At 41.3% G+C, this 18,502-nt stretch carries 17 protein-coding genes; 6 read left to right on the top strand and 11 right to left on the bottom strand.

Annotated features, from left to right (window positions below):
* Positions 1-190 precede the first annotated feature (190 nt).
* Positions 191-1,174: a GMP reductase gene (gene guaC / locus SLH55_RS19375; protein WP_219170143.1), complete on the top strand. Its 984-nt coding sequence runs from the start codon at positions 191-193 to the stop codon at positions 1,172-1,174.
* Between the two features lie 62 nt (positions 1,175-1,236).
* Here the strand turns inward: guaC and SLH55_RS19380 are convergent, their stop codons facing one another.
* Entirely contained in the window at positions 1,237-1,785 is a 549-nt protein-coding gene (locus SLH55_RS19380) for an STM3941 family protein (protein WP_320324270.1), read from the bottom strand.
* A gap of 213 nt (positions 1,786-1,998) precedes the next feature.
* Here SLH55_RS19380 and SLH55_RS19385 point away from each other — a divergent pair, with 213 nt between their 5' ends.
* Both SLH55_RS19385 and SLH55_RS19390 read left to right on the top strand, forming a co-directional pair.
* Positions 1,999-2,325: a hypothetical protein gene (locus SLH55_RS19385; protein ID WP_320324271.1), complete on the top strand. Its 327-nt coding sequence runs from the start codon at positions 1,999-2,001 to the stop codon at positions 2,323-2,325.
* A gap of 344 nt (positions 2,326-2,669) precedes the next feature.
* The gene (locus SLH55_RS19390) at positions 2,670-2,870 is read left to right on the top strand and encodes a twin-arginine translocase TatA/TatE family subunit (RefSeq protein ID WP_219170148.1); all 201 of its coding nucleotides are present in this window, start codon (positions 2,670-2,672) and stop codon (positions 2,868-2,870) included.
* Between the two features lie 117 nt (positions 2,871-2,987).
* Here the strand turns inward: SLH55_RS19390 and SLH55_RS19395 are convergent, their stop codons facing one another.
* Both SLH55_RS19395 and SLH55_RS19400 read right to left on the bottom strand, forming a co-directional pair.
* A complete protein-coding gene (locus SLH55_RS19395; protein ID WP_320324272.1) occupies positions 2,988-3,788 on the bottom strand; it encodes a class I SAM-dependent methyltransferase in 801 nt (266 codons plus the stop codon).
* Between the two features lie 178 nt (positions 3,789-3,966).
* Positions 3,967-7,044 (bottom strand): GNAT family N-acetyltransferase, encoded by a 3,078-nt coding sequence (locus tag SLH55_RS19400; RefSeq protein ID WP_320324273.1) that lies wholly within the window; start codon positions 7,042-7,044, stop codon positions 3,967-3,969.
* 276 nt (positions 7,045-7,320) lie between these two features.
* Between SLH55_RS19400 and SLH55_RS19405 the strand changes: the two genes are divergently transcribed.
* Positions 7,321-7,656, top strand: a complete 336-nt coding sequence (locus tag SLH55_RS19405) for a DUF3889 domain-containing protein (RefSeq protein ID WP_320324274.1) — start codon at positions 7,321-7,323, stop codon at positions 7,654-7,656.
* A 375-nt stretch (positions 7,657-8,031) separates the two neighbouring features.
* On the opposite strand, the gene SLH55_RS19410 is transcribed toward SLH55_RS19405, so the two are convergent.
* Positions 8,032-8,586 carry a helix-turn-helix domain-containing protein gene (locus SLH55_RS19410; protein ID WP_320324275.1) on the bottom strand — a complete coding sequence of 185 codons (555 nt, stop codon included), beginning with the start codon at positions 8,584-8,586 and terminating at the stop codon, positions 8,032-8,034.
* Positions 8,587-8,903: 317 nt separating this feature from the next.
* On the opposite strand from SLH55_RS19410, the gene SLH55_RS19415 reads away from it, so the two are divergent.
* Together SLH55_RS19415 and SLH55_RS19420 are read left to right on the top strand one after the other, a co-directional pair.
* Complete coding sequence (locus SLH55_RS19415) at positions 8,904-9,731, top strand: STAS domain-containing protein (RefSeq protein ID WP_219170157.1); 828 nt, start codon at positions 8,904-8,906, stop codon at positions 9,729-9,731.
* 155 nt (positions 9,732-9,886) lie between these two features.
* Complete coding sequence (locus SLH55_RS19420) at positions 9,887-10,891, top strand: DUF3231 family protein (protein WP_219170159.1); 1,005 nt, start codon at positions 9,887-9,889, stop codon at positions 10,889-10,891.
* 81 nt (positions 10,892-10,972) lie between these two features.
* Here the strand turns inward: SLH55_RS19420 and SLH55_RS19425 are convergent, their stop codons facing one another.
* From SLH55_RS19425 to SLH55_RS19455, 7 genes are all read right to left on the bottom strand, one after another.
* Positions 10,973-11,758, bottom strand: coding sequence for a serine hydrolase (locus tag SLH55_RS19425; RefSeq protein WP_320324276.1), 786 nt, complete (start codon positions 11,756-11,758; stop codon positions 10,973-10,975).
* Positions 11,759-11,769: 11 nt separating this feature from the next.
* Positions 11,770-12,774 carry an ABC transporter ATP-binding protein gene (locus SLH55_RS19430; RefSeq protein WP_219170163.1) on the bottom strand — a complete coding sequence of 335 codons (1,005 nt, stop codon included), beginning with the start codon at positions 12,772-12,774 and terminating at the stop codon, positions 11,770-11,772.
* Positions 12,771-13,694, bottom strand: coding sequence for a C40 family peptidase (locus SLH55_RS19435; protein ID WP_257475188.1), 924 nt, complete (start codon positions 13,692-13,694; stop codon positions 12,771-12,773). Before SLH55_RS19435 ends, SLH55_RS19430 begins: the two co-directional genes overlap by 4 nt.
* Positions 13,691-14,791 carry a dipeptide epimerase gene (locus SLH55_RS19440; protein WP_320324277.1) on the bottom strand — a complete coding sequence of 367 codons (1,101 nt, stop codon included), beginning with the start codon at positions 14,789-14,791 and terminating at the stop codon, positions 13,691-13,693. The genes SLH55_RS19435 and SLH55_RS19440 overlap by 4 nt, the downstream gene beginning before the upstream one ends.
* Positions 14,788-15,726, bottom strand: coding sequence for an LD-carboxypeptidase (locus tag SLH55_RS19445; RefSeq protein WP_320324278.1), 939 nt, complete (start codon positions 15,724-15,726; stop codon positions 14,788-14,790). The genes SLH55_RS19440 and SLH55_RS19445 overlap by 4 nt, the downstream gene beginning before the upstream one ends.
* 95 nt (positions 15,727-15,821) lie before the next feature.
* Positions 15,822-17,447, bottom strand: a complete 1,626-nt coding sequence (locus SLH55_RS19450) for a peptide ABC transporter substrate-binding protein (protein WP_320324279.1) — start codon at positions 17,445-17,447, stop codon at positions 15,822-15,824.
* 42 nt (positions 17,448-17,489) lie between these two features.
* Positions 17,490-18,500, bottom strand: coding sequence for an ABC transporter ATP-binding protein (locus SLH55_RS19455; protein ID WP_219170169.1), 1,011 nt, complete (start codon positions 18,498-18,500; stop codon positions 17,490-17,492).
* Positions 18,501-18,502: the final 2 nt, after the last annotated feature.

Below are 18,502 nucleotides of genomic sequence, written 5' to 3' on the forward strand. Positions count from 1 at the left end.
ACACTGTAACACAGTCTCATACTTGATTGACTTGATGTAAACGCTTAATGATCTTAAGCATGAATATTTTTATCCTCTGAAGAGATTTATTAAAAACCTTTGACATCGATAAGAATATGATGTAAATTACCTTATGGACGAACATTTATAAAATAAACAAACTTTAATATTCGTGTTTAGGGGTGTAATAATGGAAAATGTATTTGATTACGAAGATATTCAATTAATTCCTGCGAAGTGTGTGGTTAACAGCCGTTCTGAATGTGATACGAGTGTAACCCTTGGTGGACACACGTTTAAATTGCCTGTAGTCCCTGCTAATATGCAAACCATTATTGATGAAAAAATCGCAGTCTACTTGGCTGAAAATAATTATTTCTATATCATGCATCGTTTTGAACCGGAGAAACGTATATCATTTATTAAGGATATGAAGTCCCGTGGGTTGATTTCTTCTATTTCTGTAGGTGTAAAGGAAGATGAATATGCCTTCGTTGAGCAGCTGGCGGAAGAAAAACTGATTCCGGATTACATCACGATCGATATCGCCCATGGACATTCCAATGCTGTCATCAGCATGATCCAGCATATCAAAAAACACGTACCCGATAGCTTTGTTATTGCCGGAAACGTCGGTACACCTGAGGCAGTAAGAGAATTGGAACATGCAGGTGCCGATGCTACCAAGGTTGGAATCGGACCGGGTAAAGTGTGCATTACAAAGATCAAAACAGGCTTTGGTACAGGTGGATGGCAGCTGGCTGCATTGAGATGGTGTGCTAAAGCAGCTACTAAACCAATCATTGCTGATGGTGGTATCCGTACCCATGGTGACGTTGCAAAATCCATCCGATTTGGAGCGACCATGGTGATGATCGGATCCTTATTTGCCGGCCATGAAGAATCTCCAGGTGAAACCATTGAAAAAGACGGAAAACTCTTCAAAGAATACTTCGGATCAGCTTCAGAATTTCAAAAAGGTGAAAAGAAGAATGTTGAAGGAAAGAAAATGTATGTTGAGCATAAAGGATCTTTAGAGCATACCCTTATCGAAATGGAACAGGATCTACAATCCTCAATTTCCTATGCAGGAGGAACGAAGCTTGAGTCAATCCGTACAGTGGATTATGTTGTCGTCAAGAATTCGATCTTTAACGGTGATAAGGTATACTAAAGGAGAAAGGTTGAAAGGTGGGCATTGATTGCTCACCTTTTTTCATTTTATATTTTTTATGATCATGAGTTTGTAGCAGATACACCTTCATCAGTAACCATTTTTGAGTGAGGGATACGCTTATTCAATTCTCCAAGCAAACCTTTTGGATCTTTAAGATTGCCCTGAACAATATTATATTGGGGGTACCCCATTTTCACATTCATCTTAGACATTCGTTTCAGCTTATCGGGCATTTTATCCCGGTACTTCTCTTCATCAATCAGAACGAGGCCAATAAAAGCATTACGGTAAATTTTATAAGGTATATAGCCCTCTATATCTTCCCACTTGATATGAACTGGTTCGTCCGGCAGTACATACAAAATGAGATGATCCTGCGTCATGCTGACATGAGGAGCATCGTGTGAGATCTTCTTAAAGATCAGAATACTACAAAAGAGAAAAAACACCCCTCCCAACACAACGACTGCCCCTATCAGATAATTGACATCTACAAAGAAAAACTCATACGATAAAAACACACACAAGAAAACAAACATAATGCTCCCTGCCGCTATCAATCCCAACTTCCACTTGGATTCATGAAAATGAACAACTTTCTCTTCCATCATTAATCCCCCTTCCATAAATATACATATTCAATCCTTTATACCCCCATTTCCAATCAGTAAACCCCTCCCACCTGGAGGGACGGACCTCCAATAGGATAAATCTAGGGAAATTCGCTACTCTTACGGAGGTCCGTCCCTCAGAATTTTTATAGACAACGGGTGAAATATGGCTATAATTAAATTTGATATTATCATGGGAGGTGAAGGTCTATGGCGAGATTTGTGTTGATGATGCTGTTCTGTTTGACGTTTGTATCGAATCCGGTTCAACAGCAATCACATCAATCTTTCTCAACCAATTTTGATAAAGAGGCAACTATTTCAGCTCATCTGTATTTGACAGACGCCTCGATGATTGTCGATGCGGTGCCTTCCCTTGTTCACAAACAAGAGGGTATCCCCCAAAGTAAAATCACCCTTCCCCCTGACTTGCATTTTGAGTTGAAGCCATTCCAGCGAACTTCAATTTGTCTTGAGATTTATCCGGATTCATTTGGCTTCCTTGAAGTGGTCAGGACCCATTCCAATTACCTCTGAACCTTACATTCATAAATCATTCTTGAAGATCACTTTTTTCAGTGGGAAAAAAATTTATTTTTCTTGCATCTATCCATAGTGGAGGCTACTCAATATGAAAGATTATGATTATCGTAAGGAAACCATAGCTTGTTATGTCTTTTGTTCCCTATTCCTGGTATGCTTTTTCGGGCTTATTGAGATCTCTGCAGAAATCAGTGGCCAAAGGATTTTCTCTTATTTCCCGCGATTCTCCTGGGACATGATGATTAAATGGGAAGATATCGTAGAAATATTCGACTTAAAATAAGATCCATCATTCAAAGTGATCTTAAACGACACTACTAAAAAGCGAGGAAATATAAATGAATCTTGGTTTCGGTGAAATAGCGATTATTTTGTTTGTGGCACTCTTGTTCTTTGGACCTAGCAAACTCCCTGAACTTGGAAAAGCAGCAGGCACGTCCCTAAGAGAGTTCAAAAAGGCCGTAAGTGGATTAATGGACGAAGATGAACAGAATAAAGAAGAAGAGAACGACAATATAAGAAAGAATAATCAAAGCTAATTAGGGAGAAATATCAATGGGGGACGGACCTTTAAAAATGGAGAAAATAGTCTTCTTTTTGTCCATTTGGAGGTCCGTCCCTCATTATAAATCCCTTCATATGTATTTAAGACCGATTCATCTTTTCTGCGAAATAATCGTGAATAAGCCTGGTACCTTATCTTCAATTCCCGTAGGTGCATCTGATGGGAATGCCCATCTTATGCCTTGTTCCTCTACTAATTGAAGGATGTGCAAGTCTGAGCGGGCAAGAGATGTGATGATTTCCCCCAAAGTCCACCTGCGGATCTTGTTCTTTTTTGAATGAGTCTTGTCATCCGGCTTTAATAACTTCCGAAAGGCAACGTCCACTTCACTCTCTCCATTATTAAAATAGTCTCCTGCCGCTACCATTTTACTATCATCAACCTCTAATAACTTTGATACTAGTGGATGATAATCCCTCAAGATGAAAGTCCCGCCTTTTATTAGTATGTTTCTGACCATTTCAAACACTGGTGCTAAATCAATAAAATAGTGAAGAACTCCAAGTTCCAGTATGACGATATCAAAGTTCTTAAAGCTTTCTTTCAAAGGAACTTCCAACAAATCGGATACGATATAATGAATGTTCACACCTGCCGCTTCGGCTAATTCCATGGCATATCGCCTATTTTCACTCGAAATATCAACCACGGTGACCTCTGCCCCCAATAATGCAAATGATACGGCTTTATTTCCCTTTGATCCTAATAAATTCGCAATCCTCTTTCCTTTAACATCTCCCGTAATCGTCAAATATTCCGAAACTTTTCGACTGGGATCCCCAGAGAGTGTCACTGCATAATCCTTTGGCAATCCATACCGATTCACCCATGCCTGGTAAGCACCATCATTCCATCCTGCCTTATTTATCTTACTAAGCTCACTCTGATTCAAATTCTCGCCACCTCTCAGGCAATTTGTTCAGGGACGGACCTTCAAACTTCCCGCATTTCCATAGAAAACCCCATTAGATCAAGCTTTATTACTCTAAACTGGCCAACCTTTGGAGGTCCGTCCCTCCATCATAATTGGAAAAACGCGAACCTGCGGGGAATGCGGGTTCGCGTGGGGGTTATCTGAATTGTATGTTGTGTAATGTTCTGATGCTGTTTGTATCCTTGATTTCTCCATAGAAGAGAATAGTTGGTTCGATTTTGATGGTTTCTCCATCAGCTGCAGACCATTCGCTTGTGGAAGCCACTAGGAGTGCATCCTGATTTACATAAGCTTCAGATTGCTTTCTATTAGTAGGGTGGATGAACGAGATGGTTTCCTCATGCTCATCGCAGCCCAATACCGCATACGGTGAATCTCTTAAAACGAACTCTTCCGTTCCTGCATAGTATTTATGGAACACTCCTTCAGTAGGAAGGCTTACGTAACTGGATTGTAAAGTCTCTCCTGTCTTGAAGAAAGCATCTAAATCCAGAAGTTCCTTCACTATCGTCTGTCCGGAGTTCTGAAGGATCTCAGCACAGACAGCAAGAACAGGCACTTCAGGAAGAGTCAAAGCGTATTGACGCAGTGTGACCCCTATCATCTTGTCGTGCTTACTGAACGCTGTTGATATACAGATTCCACTCCATTGATGCCCTAAACGATCTACTCTAGTCACCTGTTCAATCGTCGTCTCCTCTTTCAACAGAGAATAGGCACTGATTGATTGGAAGGAGTAGGCAATACCTCCTCCCCATGGATTCCACCATGCACGGGGACCGGGTTTTGGATATTGATGATCGAGTGCTTCATTACCTTGTAGTTTCAATGAATAGATTCCAGGAAAATAATTGGCACACGCTTGAAATGAAATCACACCATTATCAACAACCCAGTTGTCATCTTTTTGCTCGATGGTTACTTCTTTAACTCCATATACGAATTGAAGGGAATCAACCTTTGCCAATTGATTGGTGGAAACAAATTCTCCAGAAACCATCTTTACACCAGGCGAAGAATGTGTAAGTTGAAGATCCAACTGAGTAACTCCCTGGTCTTTCTGAACATCTTTCAGGATGGTATCATTTCCGTTTTGTACAGTGAATGTTCCATGGATATATGGGGTCATCAATGATCTGAAACAGAAATTTATCACTTCATTAACTGGTGAAACTGCATCCCCTTTTGCTTTCTCAAATGCATACAGTGGTAATTCCTGCAGCTCACTTTCTTCGTATCCAAGGAATTCACGCCATTTCGACCAGTGATTGGATGTATTGATCCCTACTTGAATGGGACCTAGGCAGATCTCTTCATTTGGTCTAAGATTTTCCACCTGATATTCCAGAGCAAATCGCCAATCATCTTTTCTCCCAAGGGCTTGTGATGGCCACGCTAAAGAGATTGATTCACCCTTTGAAGATTCGATAAACAACCACCTCTCTGAAATGGCTTTATCATCAATGTATTCCATGAAGGGGACAAGTGATTCAGTACCGATCAAGATCCCATCGTTCTGAGGGATCGCTATGCCTTCAAAACTGAAAAAGGCAGGTTGTATCAAAGAAAGTCGTTCTTTCTCCATCGTCCCCTTGTTCACTATTTCATGCTTGATTTCAACCAATCCATCTCCATACATTTTGAAATACGTATTGAGTAGAATAGAATCGAACGACTCTGAAAGGAGTGATGTCTTAATCACCAGAGCTTCCGGCAATTCAATAAACTCAACGGATGAAGCTTCTTTCTTTGCGAACTCATCACTATAAGGTTTTCCTAACTTAGGTGTAAAAAAGGAAATGGGATCCCGAGAGAGCACAGTGGATCCTATTTTGACGGTGTGATTTCTTTTTTCAATTTCCACATAGTGTGGTCCATTGAATCCAATCCAATGCTCGTCTGTTTCCCCACCAAATTTTGCACCGTATCCAGGGAGTGCTATTCTGAGTAATGTTGTAAAAGTAGCACGTCTTCCATTCTCCCATTCAACTGTAACCCCAATTTCTTCTGAAAGAAAACCATTCTTTATAAGCTCTGCAGAAATAGGGACGGAAACCTTCCCAAATCCTGCTATCCGCTCCATCACTTCAGGGTTTTCCCAGGATACCACTTTATTCTGAGGCAGCTTGACGGTCCAAATCGTATTTTCTCCTACCTGACTTTCAATATCAAGATAAATAGTCCCCTTGCTTTGGGGCTTCCAATTCTTTTTTAACGATCTCAAGTGAAGTTTGCCAGCCTGTTTAGGAAATACACCCATTTTCAAAGAAACAGTTTTTTTATTTATCTCAATCTCTGCCCCTACAGTTGGATGGGTTTTCCATGGGCTTGGTTCATTCGCGGGCATGGAGACCCTTGCCGGTACATCCTTTACCCATTTATTTTCCAACAAGAAGGTATCTTCTAAATCATGCTTTATAATGGATGAAGATGCACCTTTTATGGAAACCTCAACAGGTTCCTTGCTTCGATTCACCACATGATAGGTTAGAATATGATCTTGATTTTCCAATAGCTTGAACTCAGGCAGATTCATTTCCACTAATATATCCTGTGTTTCAATCAAGCGAATACCTCGACCCGTTCGCTCAAATTGGATGCGAACGAATTCATCCCCGGCTTCCCACTTATACTCATAATAGGTATGATCGTTCACCTTTAACGCATCCGGTTTAATTTCTATCACACGCTGACTGGTTTCATACCAGTCATGGTTGTTGAAAAATGGCTTTAGAAGATCAATCTGAAGCACCGACGGAATGAAATTCATTAAGTGAACGGCATCATCACGCTCTTCCCAGAAAAACCCGCATTTTTTATAAAGTGGCACGGCTTTTGTATTTCCCGGCCATGTAAATAAATCAAGCCTGGGCCATTGCAATTCAACTGTTTTTTCAATCGCTTTTAAGACGAGTTTTTTTCCGATTTTCATTCCTTGAAATGCGGGATGTACATTTAATAAGGGAATGTACAGAGCTCCTTCATCTTCACGATATTCGGAAAGTCCGCAATAACCTGCTACTTCTTCACCGACCATTGCTAAAAATAAATGTAGATTTGTGGAATTGGCTTCCTTGTCCTTTACATCCTGTTCGGTTGTGATAGTAGAATCCCCACCCCAGTTCTCGCGGCTTTCATTCCACATTTTAGCAATTCCTTTAGCTAAACCTTCGTGATATTCTACGATCTTCACTTGCTCCAAAGTTGTTTTCATAATTTCCTCCTACGCTAAGTTTTGAGTGAAAGAACCTCATAATCATTGTTATTTTGAATTGCATAGACGATTGGAATCATCGTCATCGCCTCCTTTCATTTTGTTGGAAAGATTTTCTTCCCACATCCACAGTTTAAGATTTTATGATCATTAAGTAAAGAATATTCTAACTACACGAAAGATTTTTACTCCTTTAGCAATACTATCGAAAATGGGTAATAGGAATAATTTTATGTCTGCAAGACAACCCTACAAGATAAAAAGAGGGTAATCTTAATGAAAATGATTCGACTTGTTACAATCGTTCTTTGTATGATTTTTATTACAAACCTCGTAATCAGTGATGGTGCACTCCTTCATGCCCAACAGGAGATACCTTCATATGCAAAGTGGGGTAGTCTTGCAGTGAGGAAAACGAAAGAAAGATATCCTGATGCATCTATTGTAGATTATCTTCATATAGGAAAGGAATATGGAACAAAAGTTTCGACTGAGAAGTTTAAGCTTTGGTTAAAGCGAGACGGGAAAGAATTTGGTGTATTTGTAGATATTAAATTCGAAACAGACAGCGAGAAACTGATTGATATAAACTACAGAGAAACAGACCGATAACTACAAAAAAGAGGCTGGGACATAACTAAATCTATACACTCTGAAGACGAACAATGAGATTGCGCGTACACCGCTGCCCGATTCCGTGCAAGACTTCGCTTTCCTCGGGCGGAAGGCGAGCCTCCTCACAGCTGTCGCTCCTGTGGGGTCTCACCTATTCCGCTTTTCCCGCAGGAGTCTTCGTCTTGAACTCCAATCAACAGCTAGAACCTGCTTAATACATGGATTAAAAAATTAAAATCCGAACGAGTTAGATTTTTATCAAATCACTCGTTCGGATTTTAATTTATCTGAAACCATTTTGTCCCAGCCTCTTCTGTTTTCATACGATGGATTCTCTATACAAGTAATTTAAAAAGAAATGTACATTAACGGCTAATTCCCTTCAAGTACATTATCCGGTCTATTGTTATGTATTTCAGTGGAGGCGGTGGCCACACCAATGATGGTACCCTCTTCATTCAACAAGGGATGTGCATATACATTATAAGCGATTTCTCCAGAGGATAAGGGAATGGAAATCACTCGGCTGATGGGCGTCTCTCGATCCAAAACATCTTGTTTAAGCTCCATCAGCGCACGGTTTCCGTCATTTTCACTAAGCTCCAGGTCTGTTTTCCCGATATGGTCTTCCGGAATAAGATCCGGAGTATTGAAGATCCAGGTATATCGTAATTGGGTATCACAATGAGCAAGTATGACAGGAGCATTCTTTAAGGCAATGGAAAATGGATTTTCCTCCAGATTAAAACTCGATGCGTGAAAGTCAAGGACTTCACCCAGCTTGATGGTTACCTCAGGACTCGGCTTTCGGATTCCACTCTCAATTTGGGCGTAGTAGGATCTTTCTATAAAGGCTTTTGAGGCCACTTCCTGCTGTGTCATTTTTTTTCGCTTTCTTAACTTAATAAGCCAAGTTCTTTTTTTCAACCCTCATCCCCCCTTCTATATCTAAATGGCAGAAAAGCAAATGTATGCTTCATTCATGAAAGTGTCTAAACAGACACTTTTACAAGTGGGAATATTCGATATAATAGAATTGTAGGAATATTTTTAATAAACTTCTTATACCATTTCATTTATTGACCTCTTTTTGAGATATCCTTACTTCCCCATATAGCATCAAAACTTTCGTACCCTTTATTAAAAATCATAACATAGAATCCAGCGTTACCTCTATTCTTTTTTCCAAATATATTTACATAAGTTGACGACTTGCAGAGTTGATTTCAGAAGGAGGATATCATATGACAACGAAGGCCGTTCAGGGTAATGACAAGTATCTTGATTTCATTAATCGTATCAATGAAACAAAATCAGGAGTGATTCAGGAAAGATCGACCAACGACCCTTCTTATTCTAATACTGTTTCTGGTTCACTTAGAAAATGGAGGGGCGATTGCATAGAGGTGTTGGCTAATTCATTGGAAAAGCCAAATGCACACGATGCCGTCATCGAAAAATGGGCATGTTCTTCTGTGACTCTTTTCAAGCAGTTAGACGTTTCGCTTGAAGTTGCAATTAGTGATATACAGTACTTTCGCAATGAAATCGGAGCAGTGATAAAATCAGAAGCTATCGTGAAAGAACTGTTAATAGATTCCTTTTATGACCTGATTTCTCGCTTTCACTCTGGAGTGGATCAGGCCATTTTCAGGATTTCAATCGCCTTTAATCACCCGCTTTCGGATTCGATCAGCAGAGAACTGTCCATACCCATCGTGAAGGTGACTGATTCGATTGCCATTTTGCCCCTTATCGGAGACATTGATACACAACGTACAAAGGACTTAATGGAACGGGCTCTAACTAAAGGATCTGCCTTAAGGCTGCAATATCTCATCATAGATTTATCAGGTGTAAATGTAGTCGATACGATGGTGGCAGATCAGTTATTTAAAATAGTGGCTGCCCTCAAGTTAACAGGAATTCAAGCAATCCTGACAGGAATAAGACCAGAGATTGCACAAACAATGGTGAATCTTGGCATTTTCATCAACCACATCCCGACTTTTGCGAGTCTTCATACAGCATTGATTCATTTGCAGAAATTCAAAAGCTCCCTTGGTCATTAAGGGGGTTTTTACTTTTTGTCGTAACAATACGCTCAATAGTTCTAAGCTCGAGAATAATTTCTGCCGTACTTCGAAAAAATAAAGATAGAATTTCCCCTGTATCAGCTTTCACCTCAAAGTGTGGGGGAGTAAAATGAGCGTAAAGGATGAAATGTATGAGTGAAAAGAAGAAGGCCTTAAGTTCAAGTGAGCTTGCTACATTATGGATGACATATCAACAAAAAACCATGATTCAACGAATATTGGAGTATTTTATAGAAAAGGCCCATGATGAAGAGGCAAAAGAAATTCTTTTGTACACTCACTCTAATGTAAAAGATTATATTGGCAGACTTATCGGTTTATTCGAGAATGAAGGATGCGTCATCCCAATCGGTTTTACCGAGGAAGATGTCAATATAGGCGTACCTAAGCTCTTTGATCACAAATTTGACATTATGTTTTTAAGAAATCTAAAAGCCACCAGTATGGGATTACACACTCTGCATCTCAATATGTCCTATAGAAAGGATCTTATCCTGTTATACAAAGAGTTAACCGGATTCACTCAAACGGTTTATGAGAAATGTATGGATTACCTACGAGAAAAGGATGTATTACCAGGGCCTCCTGCTGTGACGGTTCCGAAGTCGATTGAATTCGCACAAAGCCCGAATTATATGGCAGGTTTTAATATTTTTTCGGATAAAAGGACTTTGAATACTGTTGAAGTAGCTTATCTTTATTTTGGAATTGAAACAAATACGCTGGGAATGCAGATGATGACAGGGTTTGCTCAAGCAGCAACCGAACCCGAAGTAAAGAAATACTTCATTAAAGGGAAAGAATTATCAAAGAAAATCGTTAGTGACTATACCCATGTCTTGATGCAAAGTGATATCCACGCCCCTTCCACTTCTGGAGCGAAAGCCACAGATTCCACCGTTTCACCATTTTCAGATAAACTTATGATGTATTGCACATCCCTCTTCACCAATTTCGGTTTAGGGAGTAATGCACTGGGTACTGCTTTCAGTTTACGCAGCGATTTACCGGTCAAGCTTGCTGTAACTGCAAAGGACATACTGGCTTATGGACATGAAGGTGGCAAAATCATGGCTAAAAATGGATGGATGGAGCAACCCCCGAGTATGGAGGACCGGAATAAACTGTTTAAGTAGCATTTGCCATAAAGTCCTGATCAACAAATAATACGTTTAAAGCAGATGCTCCGCCTATAATGAGGACGGTGCACCTGCTTTTTAATTTGTATCTCTTATTAAAAAATCGTATATGAACTTTCCAATCTTTGCGATCGTACCTTTTCCAGATTCATTATCTTCTAGTTCATCAATTAATACTGCTATGTATGCGTGTTTGTTTCCATACTTCAGTATACCGCAATCGTGCTCGACACCTGGGAGCTCCCCTGTTTTGTTTGCCACAAATACCATTTCCTGGTCCATCAGTGAAGGTAGTTTATCTTTAAATTGTTGGTGATGTAGAATATTCAGCATTTTCCCACGGCTATTGAAACTGTAATTTGGACTTTTGTCGATCAGCTTTAAGCATGTAAGAATGTCCATTGCGGAAGTATGGTTATTGTATCCCTGCTCTATTGCTTGAAAATCCATGAACTTCCTCAGTAGCTTCGTCTGCTTTAAGTTCAAAGAATCGCATAGCCCCTGTATGGCACTTGAACCAAGACAGTCAATAAGAAAATTTGATGCTGTGTTATCTGATACGATGATCATAAGAGTGAGAAGATCTTCAATGTTCAAAGATATTTCCTCAGAAAGTGATGCAAGGACACCTGCCCCTCCGACTCTTCCTTCTATAGGGATTGAAACTTTATCAAGAAGGGAGATCTTCCCTTCTTCTGCCTGGCGGAAACCCTCCAGTAAAATGGGAATCTTGATCAAACTCGCTGCAGGATAAGATTGATGACCATTGATTTGAATAAATTGGGTTGGGAGTTCGACGGCGACACTGACTCTTCCATTGGAACACATAACGACATCCCGTATGTTTTGTTCTAAAGAATTCATCATAAATATCTTTATTTCGTTACTGCCACTTCAGCAGGATCTCCTACAATTTTCTTATCGTAAAGGTGACAGGCAACAAAATGTTTTTCCTCCACTTCCTGCCATTCAGGTTTATGAGTGGCACAAGTTTCCATGGCTGCAGGACAGCGCGTCCTGAAAACGCAGCCACTGGGCGGATTGATTGGACTTGGGATTTCTCCCTGAATGATCATCCGTTCCCGTGCATCCTCTACATCCGGATCAGGAATTGGAATGGCAGAAAGCAATGCCTGGGTGTATGGGTGAAGAGGTTTTTTATATAGCTCCTTGCTTTCAGTCAGTTCAACAATATGTCCTAAATACATAACACCGATACGATTACTGATATGTTTGACCATTGAAAGGTCATGTGCAATAAATAAAAAGGTCAATCCTTTATCTCTTTGAAGTTTAGTCAATAGATTTACAATTTGAGCCTGGACTGATACATCTAGTGCAGAAATCGGTTCATCTGCAATAATAAAGTCAGGATTTAGCGCAAGTGCCCGTGCAATCCCAATTCTTTGACGCTGTCCCCCGCTGAATTCGTGTGGGTAGCGATTTGCGTGATCGCGATTTAGCCCCACATCTTCCAAGAGCTGATAAATCCGATTCATCTGCTCTTTTTTATCATTATATAAATTGTGTGCTTCCATCGGTTCAGCTATGATTTCCCTAACCGTCGACCGGGGATTGAGTGATGCATATGGATCCTGGAATATCATCTGCATGTTCCGGTAAAATGACAGCTTTTCCTTTTCCGAGAGGGCATGGACATCCTTGCCGTTATACAGCACTTGACCTTCCGTGCGGTCATATAGTCCGATAATGGTTCGTCCGGTAGTGGATTTTCCACATCCTGATTCACCCACCAATCCAAAGGTCTCCCCCTTGTAAATATCAAATGAAATACGATCCACTGCTTTCAAGGTTTTTCCTTTATCCAGCTGAAAGTATTTTTTTAATTCTTTTACTTCGAGTAACTTCTGATTCGTCATGATGATTCCCCCTCTTCTACCCAGTAACGTCTGGCCACGCACAGCTCTTTTTCGTAATAAGTGCCTTTCAATGACAAAATCTCAATCGATTTACCCGTATTTGGCGAATGAATCATTTTATCGTCTCCGTAATATATGGCTACGTGATGTATACTCCCTTTTCCTTCCTCATAAGCAAAAAACAACAGGTCTCCAGGCAATAAACGATCCAGGGGTACATCCGTACCATTTCTCGCCTGATCATTTGCGTCACGGGGAATCAGGTATCCTTGGGCTTTACACATCGTGTAGCTGAAACCAGAGCAATCAAACCCGAAGCTTGACATCCCTCCCCATAGGTAGGGAAGGTTAAGAAAAGATTCTCCTGAAGTGACAATATCCGCACCACTTCCTTTTCGATCGTTGACTTTGTTATTGGATATCATCACATCTGCTTGTTTTACGAATCGGGTACCTATCGGTGTCTCTACTTCAATTGACTCATCATGCTCTTTCACAACCGGCAAAATGGTTTGAAAGCTTAGTTTTAGTTCAGCCTCGTTATTTTTGTTAATTAAGTCCGCGAATTCGCTGATTATTATAGCATAAGAATCAGAAGGAGAGAGCTCACCTGGTGTAAGCTGAGCACTTGGAATCCAACCGGGATATCCGCGCTTGTCTTTAGAGGAAGGCTGATCTGGAATAATGACATGGGACCACCCTTTCCGCTCTTCCGTAACGAGTACTTCCTGTCCGAATAACGCTTGAGATTGTATACGGTTTTCATCACAGAGTGCCAATCGACTTTCATGTGTTAAAGTCTCCAACCATTTTGATATCTTGACAGGATTCACAACGGCAGGTTCATCTACCTCACGTACCGAATCAGGATTGGTCCATACGGTCGCAACAGGTACGGCTATAAGTGCTTTAGTCGTCAATTTCCTTCCCCCTTGATTGATACTGATACTCGTTCTATTCCAAGGCCGGAACTTTTCGGCATGGAAATCTTTCTTCCGTTGTACACTATTCCCCCCACAACAATATCTTCTGCCAGCATAAGTGGAGCATCAAAATCAAATCGTGTGACATTCTTCCTGCTCGCGGCAAAGTGAGCAGCGGCAGTTATCCCCAAGCGTGTCTCAATCATACTCCCCACCATGCATTCGACACCGAACAATTCTGCCATATCGCTTATCTTCTGAGCCCGATAAATCCCACCGGCTTTCATGAGCTTAATGTTGATCAAATCCGCGCTCCTGGTTTCTAACACTTCGAAGGCTTGATGTGGGGAGAAGACACTTTCATCTGCCATAATAAGTGTTTCGACTTCATCCGTTACTCTTTTCAACCCTCTGATATCATGCGCAGGCACAGGCTGCTCGACTAATTCAATTTGGAGGTCAAGGTCTTCCATTTTTCGTATTGCTTTTACAGCTGCTTTAGATTCCCATCCTTGATTGGCATCCAATCGGATTTTGATATCATATCCTATACGTTCACGAATTCGCTGGATCCTTTTGATATCTGTAGAGATATCATCTTTACCGACTTTTATCTTCAATACGTCAAATCCCTTTTTTACATAGGTGGCTGCGTCCTCAGCCATCTCCTTCGCACTATTCACACTTACTGTGTAATCCGTCTCTAGCTCCTGCCGATATCCCCCAAGGAACTGATAGAGTGGTAAATTACATCTTTGTGCCAAGCAATCATATATGGCCATGTCCACAGCTGCCTTTGCGCTTGAATTATGTACAATTAAAGAATGGAGTTGTTGAAATATATATTCGTAGTTCAACAGACTTTTACCCAACAATGCGGGTTTGATCACTTGTTGTATGGCAGACTCTATGCTTGATAGGCTATCACCCGTAATCACCACGGTCGGGGGTGCCTCACCCCAGCCGATGATCCCGTTGTCACATATTAATTTTACGACGACGGCTTCTGCCACTTCCACCGTCCTCAATGCAGTCTTGAATGGGGTGTGTAATGGGACCGCAGTCCTGAATGTCTCAAGCTGATGAATATTCATTCATTACCACCCCCGCGAACTCCGGTTTCAATCGTAAACGTATGGTCCCGTGTATCCAGCTTTCCTATGCTGCCTACCGGAATGGCAATACTTGGGGATGAATGCCCGATATGAAAACCTTTTAGTACGGGCTTACCTGCACTTGCAATGTGTTCCATCAGTACCTCATCAAGAGTCAGGGAACGTTCAGGTTTCTCAGGTACACAGTTCTTGAAGTCACCGATGATAATCCCGGAAGCTTCATTGAATTTATTAGCCATTTTTAACTGATTCACCATTCGATCCACTTTATATGGTTCTTCATCAATATCCTCAATAAATAGAAGTTTTCCTTTTGTATTTACTTCAAAAGGTGTTCCCAAGGTGCTGACCAATAGAGTGAGGTTCCCTCCGATGACGGGACCGTTTGCTACTCCTTCTACGACCGTTTCAAGTTTGGATTTCTCATACGTATAGACTATGTCTTCTGTATGGAAAAGCTGCTGAAACGAATCCTTTGAGGCGTTGTGAACGTCAGAGAGTCCGATGTCAGAACTTAACATCGGTCCATGGAAGGTGACAAGACCGGTTTGTTGGTGAATGGCAGTATGTAAAAAAGTAATATCACTATATCCCCAAAAAATTTTCGGATTTTGGCGTATCAATTCGAAATTTAATTTTGAAACGATTCGGCCTGTACCAAAACCTCCGCATGCACAAAAAATGGCTTTCACGTCTTGATCTTCAAACATTCTATGAATATCTTCTATTCGATCACTGTCTTCACCTGCCAGGTAACCATACTTCTTATCTACAGAATTTCCTATTTTAACGATTAATCCCAATTCTTCTTCAAGAAAACGTAATGCTTTTTGTAAAGGTTCAGTTTTCGGAGGGCTTGCAGGAGCGATGACTCCAACCAGATCTCCTTTATTCAGTTTCGCAGGTTTCTTCATGACACATACCGGACCCCTTTCGTAGAAAAAGAGGGAGTGGACGCGCGGCCAAAAGTGCGGCTTTGGGTCCCTCCACTCATCCTGTTTTCAATCCACTATTTTTTATCTGCCCATTTTAATTCCATATAGCCGACAGGGTGACGGACGATACCTGATACATCTTCATTTTGAAGGTACACATGATTATAGAAATGTATCGGAATGATCGGCATTTCATCCATCAGGATTTTCTCCGCCTCATACATCATGTCAAATCGCTTCGCTTCATCGGCTTCATTCATCGCTTGTTTGATTAGGGTGTCATATTTTTCGTTACTCCAGCCTGTACGGTTCATGGAATGCCCTGTTTGGAAATTTTCAAGGAAGTTGATCGGATCTGCGTAGTCTGCTAAGAATGAGCTACGTGATAATTGGAATTTCAAAGCCTTCTGTTCATCCTGGAATACGTTCCATTCCATATTGGCTAATTTAACGTCAACATCTAAGTTTTCCTTGAACATTTGTTGAAGAGCTTCAGCAATTTTTTGATGAGTATCACTTGTGCTGTATGTTAAAGTGACTTCCGGAAGTTTATCGTATCCTTCCTCTTCCATCCCTTTTTTCAAGAGAGCTTTTGCTTCTTCCACATCTGTTTTCACCAAATCTCCATTTGCTTCACGGAAGTCCTTCCCAGAAGGGTCTTTAAACCCTTTTGACACAAATCCGTAAGCTGCTTTTTCTTTGTTCTTGGTAACAAAGTCAACCATTTGTTGCTGATCCACCGCCATGGCGAATGCTTTACGGATGTTTTGATTTTGGAAAGGCTCTTTTTCTAAATTGAAACGATAGAAGTACGTTCCAGCCTGGTCTTCTACATTTACTTTGCCTTCTTCGAATAACTGTTTACTTAAATCCGCCGGTACGTCAGCTGTATCAAGTTCACCGGTTTTGTATAATTGATAATCCGTATTTGTATCGTTTACCATAGCCCAGTGAATTTTATCTAATTTCACTGAATCTTTATCCCAATATTGATCATTCTTTTCCATGACGAAGTGGCTGTCATGTTCCCATTCAGTCAGTTTGAACGGTCCATTAGCGACGAAACTATCCGCTTCGGCAAACCATTCCGGATTTTCTGTAGCAACCTTTTCGTTGATGGGGAAAAATGCCGGATTCGCAATCACGCTTAAGAAATACGCTTGAGGACTTGTCAGTGTAACCTCGAATGTTTTCTCATCCTTCGCCACTACTTTCACATCCTCGGCTGATCCCTTTCCTGTGTTGAATGCCTCTCCACCTTCGATGAAGTATCCAAGGAAAGCAGCCGGAGAACCTGTGTCCGGATTTAAAAGGCGTTTCCAGGCGAATACGAAATCCCCGGCTGTGACATCATCACCATTAGACCATTTGGCATTGTCCCTAATGTGGAAGGTATACACTTTGCCATCTTCCGAGACGTCCCACTTTTCAGCCATGGCCGCTTCAGGTTCGTGATTGGCATTTAGTCGGGTCATCCCTTCCATTAAGTTGTTCAATGCAGTCCATGAATAGGAATCAAAGCCGATCGGTGGATCAAACGATGTGGGCTCTGCCCCGTTGTTCAAATGAAGTACTTTGCCTTCTTCTTTTTTCTTGCTGTCTCCACTACTTGATTCACTGCCTGCGTCTTTCGTGGCCGTACAGGCAGCCATCACGAACAGGAGCATTCCCACTAGAAGAACGGATATTACTTTTTTCATGATTTTCCCCCTCTTTCACTATTTATCTATCAAACAATCAGCTTATCGAATCGTTAAACTGACCGTTGAAAGCATTTCCTTGGCTCTTTTATCCTGTAGCCAGCAGTCCACATGATGTTCTTTTGATATCTGCGTTTTGACGGGATACACACGGTCGCATACTTCCATCGCCATTTCACATCTTGGAACAAAAGGGCATCCGATAGGCGGTGAGAAGAGATCAGGCGGTGAACCTGGAATCGGAATCAGGTCTTCCCCATCAAGATCAAGCCTTGGTACCGATCTCAGTAATCCTTGAGTATACGGGTGTTGGGAGTGATAAAAGATTTCTCTTCTGTTCCCTTCCTCTACTATTTTCCCTGCATACATGACGGCTATTCGATCCGCAACTTGTGCCACGACTCCTAAATCATGTGTGATCAGAATAATGGAGACACCTGTCTTTTTCTGGACTTCTTTGAATAATTCCAGTATTTGAGCCTGAATGGTAACATCCAGGGCAGTTGTAGGCTCATCGGCAATCAATACATCCGGTTCGCATACGAGTGACATGGCGATCACGATCCGCTGCCGCATCCCCCCGCTGAATTGATGTGGATACTGCTTTAACCTCTCTTCGGGATTCGGAATACTGACGAGTTTCAGCATGTCAATCGCTTTTAGTTTAGCCTGTTTTTTGGAAACATCGTTGTGCTGCAGAATCCCCTCCATGATTTGATCGCCAATGGTCAGGGTCGGATTGAGTGCTGTCATGGGATCCTGAAAGATCATGGAAATATCCGCTCCACGTACCTTTCTCATTTGGGCTTCTGATTTGCCCAAGAGATCCTCTCCCTTAAACAAGATCTTTCCTTCTGTTATACGACCTGGTGGATTCGGTATCAGTCTCATGATACTCTGTGATGTGACACTCTTTCCACAGCCCGACTCCCCTACAATCGCCAGGGTTTCACCTTTATGTAAATCAAAACTTACACCCCTGACCGCCTTTACCTCTCCCCCATATGTCGTGAATGAGACGTGGAGATCCTGCACAGATAAAATTTCGCTCATGA

Source organism: Rossellomorea sp. YZS02, assembly GCF_033963925.1.
In the GTDB taxonomy this organism is placed as follows: Bacteria; Bacillota; Bacilli; order Bacillales; family Bacillaceae_B; genus Rossellomorea.

What these genes read in the sequence shown, in the direction of transcription:
- guaC (WP_219170143.1), top strand. Translation starts at nt 191, where the DNA reads ATGGAAAATGTATTTGATTACGAAGATATTCAATTAATTCCTGCGAAG.
- SLH55_RS19380 (WP_320324270.1), bottom strand. Translation starts at nt 1,785, where the DNA reads ATGGAAGAGAAAGTTGTTCATTTTCATGAATCCAAGTGGAAGTTGGGA.
- SLH55_RS19385 (WP_320324271.1), top strand. Translation starts at nt 1,999, where the DNA reads ATGGCGAGATTTGTGTTGATGATGCTGTTCTGTTTGACGTTTGTATCG.
- SLH55_RS19390 (WP_219170148.1), top strand. Translation starts at nt 2,670, where the DNA reads ATGAATCTTGGTTTCGGTGAAATAGCGATTATTTTGTTTGTGGCACTC.
- SLH55_RS19400 (WP_320324273.1), bottom strand. Translation starts at nt 7,044, where the DNA reads ATGAAAACAACTTTGGAGCAAGTGAAGATCGTAGAATATCACGAAGGT.
- SLH55_RS19405 (WP_320324274.1), top strand. Translation starts at nt 7,321, where the DNA reads ATGAAAATGATTCGACTTGTTACAATCGTTCTTTGTATGATTTTTATT.
- SLH55_RS19415 (WP_219170157.1), top strand. Translation starts at nt 8,904, where the DNA reads ATGACAACGAAGGCCGTTCAGGGTAATGACAAGTATCTTGATTTCATT.
- SLH55_RS19420 (WP_219170159.1), top strand. Translation starts at nt 9,887, where the DNA reads ATGAGTGAAAAGAAGAAGGCCTTAAGTTCAAGTGAGCTTGCTACATTA.
- SLH55_RS19425 (WP_320324276.1), bottom strand. Translation starts at nt 11,758, where the DNA reads ATGAATTCTTTAGAACAAAACATACGGGATGTCGTTATGTGTTCCAAT.
- SLH55_RS19430 (WP_219170163.1), bottom strand. Translation starts at nt 12,774, where the DNA reads ATGACGAATCAGAAGTTACTCGAAGTAAAAGAATTAAAAAAATACTTT.
- SLH55_RS19440 (WP_320324277.1), bottom strand. Translation starts at nt 14,791, where the DNA reads ATGAATATTCATCAGCTTGAGACATTCAGGACTGCGGTCCCATTACAC.
- SLH55_RS19445 (WP_320324278.1), bottom strand. Translation starts at nt 15,726, where the DNA reads ATGAAGAAACCTGCGAAACTGAATAAAGGAGATCTGGTTGGAGTCATC.
- SLH55_RS19450 (WP_320324279.1), bottom strand. Translation starts at nt 17,447, where the DNA reads ATGAAAAAAGTAATATCCGTTCTTCTAGTGGGAATGCTCCTGTTCGTG.
- SLH55_RS19455 (WP_219170169.1), bottom strand. Translation starts at nt 18,500, where the DNA reads ATGAGCGAAATTTTATCTGTGCAGGATCTCCACGTCTCATTCACGACA.